The sequence below is a fragment of the Leifsonia sp. genome, from assembly GCF_051955155.1.
Classification (GTDB): domain Bacteria; phylum Actinomycetota; class Actinomycetes; order Actinomycetales; family Microbacteriaceae; genus Leifsonia.
The window spans coordinates 1-4,135 of sequence record NZ_JBQCGZ010000028.1; the positions used below are offsets into that span (position 1 = coordinate 1).

General features: G+C 69.4%; 3 protein-coding genes and 1 pseudogene. 3 read left to right on the plus strand and 1 reads right to left on the minus strand.

What is annotated here, in order from left to right; all coding sequences use genetic code 11:
• Positions 1 to 222, minus strand: a pseudogene (locus ACTHMF_RS02620) (16S rRNA (cytidine(1402)-2'-O)-methyltransferase); the annotation flags it as partial.
• Between the two features lie 26 nt (positions 223 to 248).
• On the opposite strand from ACTHMF_RS02620, the gene ACTHMF_RS02625 reads away from it, so the two are divergent.
• The 3 genes from ACTHMF_RS02625 (at position 249) to ACTHMF_RS02635 (ending at position 3,855) form a co-directional block, all read left to right on the plus strand.
• Positions 249 to 1,820: a dolichyl-phosphate-mannose--protein mannosyltransferase gene (locus tag ACTHMF_RS02625; protein ID WP_440316184.1), complete on the plus strand. Its 1,572-nt coding sequence runs from the start codon at positions 249 to 251 to the stop codon at positions 1,818 to 1,820.
• 236 nt (positions 1,821 to 2,056) lie between these two features.
• Positions 2,057 to 3,274, plus strand: coding sequence for an O-acetylhomoserine aminocarboxypropyltransferase/cysteine synthase family protein (locus tag ACTHMF_RS02630; RefSeq protein ID WP_440316185.1), 1,218 nt, complete (start codon positions 2,057 to 2,059; stop codon positions 3,272 to 3,274).
• The gene (locus ACTHMF_RS02635) at positions 3,274 to 3,855 is read left to right on the plus strand and encodes a CoA-binding protein (protein ID WP_440316186.1); all 582 of its coding nucleotides are present in this window, start codon (positions 3,274 to 3,276) and stop codon (positions 3,853 to 3,855) included. The genes ACTHMF_RS02630 and ACTHMF_RS02635 overlap by 1 nt, the downstream gene beginning before the upstream one ends.
• Positions 3,856 to 4,135 lie beyond the last annotated feature (280 nt).

Below are 4,135 nucleotides of genomic sequence, written 5' to 3' on the forward strand. Positions count from 1 at the left end.
CTCCTCGCGCGCCTGCTCCGCGAGCTCCGCTGCGCGCTCCGTCTCGTTGTGCTCGTGCAGGGCGACGAGGCGCGGGCGGTTCTCCACGCCGAGGGCGCGCATGAGCTGGATCGCGGTGCGGGTGTCCTCGGCGGCCACGACCGTCGCCGCGGACAGCGCGTCGACGAGCCGGCGGGAGGCGTCCCCGAGGTTGCCGATGGGCGTCGCGCCGAGGATGATCACATCCTCATTCTTCTAGAGTCGTGCCCGTGACCGTCCTCGTCGAGCCGACCGGGTCGCGGCTGGACGACTGGTGGCAGGACGTGTCCGCCCGCCCCGCCGTCCGGCGGCTCTGGGTGTGGGGCGGACCGCTCGTCGTGCTGATCGTCGCCGCGGTCGCCCGCCTCTGGGGGCTGAGCCACCCGCACGAACTCGTCTTCGACGAGACCTACTACGTCAAGGACGCGTGGACGATCTGGCACCTCGGCTACGAGGGCACGTGGGGCGCCGACCCGAACCCCGCGTTCCAGAACGGCGACCTGAGCGGCTTCACCTCGAGCCCGGAGTTCGTCGCGCACCCGCCGCTCGGCAAGTGGATGATCGGCGCCGGGATGATGCTGTTCGGCGGCGCGAGCAGCTGGGGCTGGCGGATCACGGTCGCTCTCGTCGGGATCGCGCTCGTCGCGCTCGTCATGGTCCTCGCGCACCTGCTCTTCCGCTCGACGCTGCTCACCGTCATCGCGGGCGGCCTGATGGCGATCGACGGCAACGCGATCGTCATGAGCCGCGTCGCGCTCCTCGACGGGATCGTCGCGTTCTGGGGGCTCGCCGGAGTGATCCTCGTGCTCCTCGACCGGCGCTGGACCCTGCCGCGGCTCGACGCGTGGGTCGCCCGCCGCGAACGCGCGGGGCGCACGACCGACTGGGGCCCGATCCTCTGGTGGCGGCCGTTCCTGCTGCTCGCCGCGGTCTCCTTCGGTCTCATGTCGGGCACCAAGTGGAGCGGGGCGTACTTCCTCGCCGTCTTCGGGGTCTACGTCGTCGTCTCGGAGCTGACGCTGCGTCGGCGCGCCGGCATCGGCTTCTGGGGCAGCAGCGCGTTCCTGCAGCAGTCGTGGGCGACGTTCCTGCTCATGGTGCCGCTCGGCGCGGCGACCTACCTCGCGACCTGGACGGGATGGTTCGCGACCTCCGGCGGCTACGACCGGCAGTGGATCCAGGCCGGCGGCCAGCGCTGGACCGGTCTTCTCGCCGGCGTGCCCGTCACGCTCCAGAACTGGTGGCACTACCAGACGGAGATCTGGGACTACGACATCAACGAGCGCACGCCGCACGCGTACCAGGCGAACCCGCTCACCTGGCTCTTCCTCGTGCGGCCGACCTCGATGTGGTTCAAGGACTACGGGGACGGCACCGCCGGCGAGATCCTCGAGCTGGCGAACCCGCTCATCTGGTGGGCCGCGACCGCCGCCGCCATCGCCCTGCTGGTCATCGTGATCGTACGGCTCGTGCGCCGACGGAGCGTCTGGCGCGAGGTGCTGGTGCTGACCGGCCTCGCCGCGGGCTACCTGCCGTGGATGCTGTACCTGCAGCGGACGGTGTTCCAGTTCTACTCGATCGCCTTCGAGCCCTACCTGCTGCTCTGCCTCGTCGCGGTGATCCGGCTGCTGATCGGCACGCGCGGCTCGCCCGAGTGGCGGCGGGTGCAGGGTCTGCGGCTGGTCGGCGTCTTCCTCGGGCTGTGCGTGCTGCTCAGCATCTTCTTCTTCCCGATGTGGACGGGGATGACGATCCCCCGCTGGTATCTGCAGCTGCACTTCTGGTTCCCGAGCTGGATCTAGGCACCCCTCCGCCCGACCCCGTCCCCGCTCGCTCCCCCTCCCGCCTGTGACGAATGACGGAGCCGAAGGACTCGGGCGGACCGAATTCGCGTGGATCCGGTCTTCGCCCATGACCGCACGCGGTGATCTCCGTCATTTGTCACAGCCGCCCCGACGGATCCGGGACGGGTGAAGGCGTGTTACCGCCGATTTCGACGGGCTCCATCCGCGGGGGCGGGCGCGGATAGCCTCGAGGGATGGCCGATTCCGCCCGCTCCGACCGTCCGCAGTCCGATCGGCGGTACGGCTTCCGCACCCGCGCGATCCACGCCGGCAACATCCCGGATGCCGTCTCCGGCGCGCGCGCGCTGCCGATCTACCAGTCGAGCGCGTTCGTCTTCGACGACACCGCGGATGCCGCCGCCCGCTTCGCGCTGCAGAAGTACGGCAACATCTACTCCCGCCTCGCGAACCCGACCGTGGCGAGCTTCGAGGAGCGCGTCGCGTCGCTCGAGGGCGGGCTCGGCGCCGTCGCCACCGCCTCCGGTCTCGGGGCGGAGTTCATCACCTTCGCCGCGCTCGCCGGGGCCGGTGACCACATCGTCGCGGCATCCCAGCTCTACGGCGGCACGGTGACGCAGCTCGACGTGACGCTCCGCCGCTTCGGCGTCGACACCACGTTCGTGGCGGGAACCGACCCGGCCGACTACGCCGCCGCGATCCGCGAGAACACGAAGCTCGTCTTCGCCGAGACGGTCGCGCACCCCTCCGGCGAGATCGCCGACATCGTCGTCCACTCGGCCACCAAATTCCTCGGCGGCCACGGCACGACGCTCGGCGGCGTCGTGATCGAGTCCGGCCGGTTCGACTGGCACAACCCGCGCTTCCCGCTGTTCAGCGAGCCCGTGCACACGTACGGCAATCTGCAGTGGAACGGCAACTTCGGCGAGTACGCGTTCCTCACCAGGCTGCGCGCCGAGCAGCTGCGCGACATCGGTCCGGCACTGGACCCGTTCGCCGCGTTCCTACTCGCGCAGGGCGTCGAGACGCTCCCGTTACGCATGCGTGCGCACATCGCCGGTGCGCGCGCCGTCGCGGAGTGGCTCGAGGCCGATCCGCGCATCGAGCACGTGTACTGGGCGGGCCTGGAGTCGCACCCGCACCACGAACGGGCGAAGAAGTATCTGCCGGAGGGCCCGGGCAGCGTGTTCAGCTTCGTCGTGAAGGGTGGCCGCGAGGTGGGGCAGGGCTTCATCGAGTCCGTGGACCTGGCCAGCCACCTGGCGAACATCGGTGACGCGAAGACGCTGGTCATCCATCCCGCGTCCACGACGCACGCACAGCTGACCGAGCAGCAGCTGCACGACGCGGGCGTGCTGCCGGGGCTCGTGCGCATCAGCGTCGGCATCGAAGACCCGGACGACATCATCTACGATCTGGACCAGGCGCTCACCAGAGCGCTGGAGGGCAAGTGATGAGCACAGCGACGGACGAGAGCACCACGGTCACGCAGCTTCCGAACGGCCTGAGCTGCGAGCTGCCGGCCGATTCGCCGCTCGCGCGGTTGCTGCGATCGCAGCGCACGTGGGTGGGTCCGGACGCGAAACAGCGGTTGGGCATCCTCCAGCGGGCGAAGTCTGTGGCGATCGTCGGAGCATCGTCGAACCCGTCGCGTGCCAGCTACTTCGTCGGCACCTACCTGCTGCAGTCCAGCGATTACCGGGTGTACTTCGTGAACCCCAACGCGGACACCATCCTCGGCCAGCCGGTGTACAAGTCGCTCGCCGACCTGCCCGAGGTGCCCGACATCGTGGATGTCTTCCGCAAGCCCTCCGACATCCCCTCGGTGATCGACGAGGTCGTCGCGATCGGCTCCCCCACCGTGTGGGTGCAGCTGGGCATCTGGAATGAGGATGCCGCTCGCTACGGCGAGGAGAAGGGCCTCACCGTCGTGATGGACCGGTGCATCAAGATCGAGCACGCACGCTTCAACGGGAACCTTTATCTCTTCGGTTTCGACACCGGGGTGATTTCGTCGCGCAAGACGGCGCGCTGAGCCCTGTCTCTCCGCGTCGCTCGCGTTTCCGCCCCGGCTAGAACCCACCCGCCTTGCCGCGGTCGGGTCCGCCGCGGGCATCTGTCGCGCTCGGCTCAGGCCGAGCGCGACACGGCGCTCCCCAAGACAGTCCCCACCGGGGCGTGCTCATCCGGTGCATTGTCGTACGTGTTCCCAGGTGGTGCTTTTGGGGTGGAGGGGTATCGGTGCCAGCCCGGTGCCGGTCGGGGGTATGAGTTCGTAGTTGGTGCCTCGTCTGCGGATGTGCCAGTGGTTGTTG

Coding starts and splice junctions, on each gene's coding strand:
- ACTHMF_RS02635 (WP_440316186.1), top strand. CDS start 3,274: ATGAGCACAGCGACGGACGAGAGCACCACGGTCACGCAGCTTCCGAAC.
- ACTHMF_RS02630 (WP_440316185.1), top strand. CDS start 2,057: ATGGCCGATTCCGCCCGCTCCGACCGTCCGCAGTCCGATCGGCGGTAC.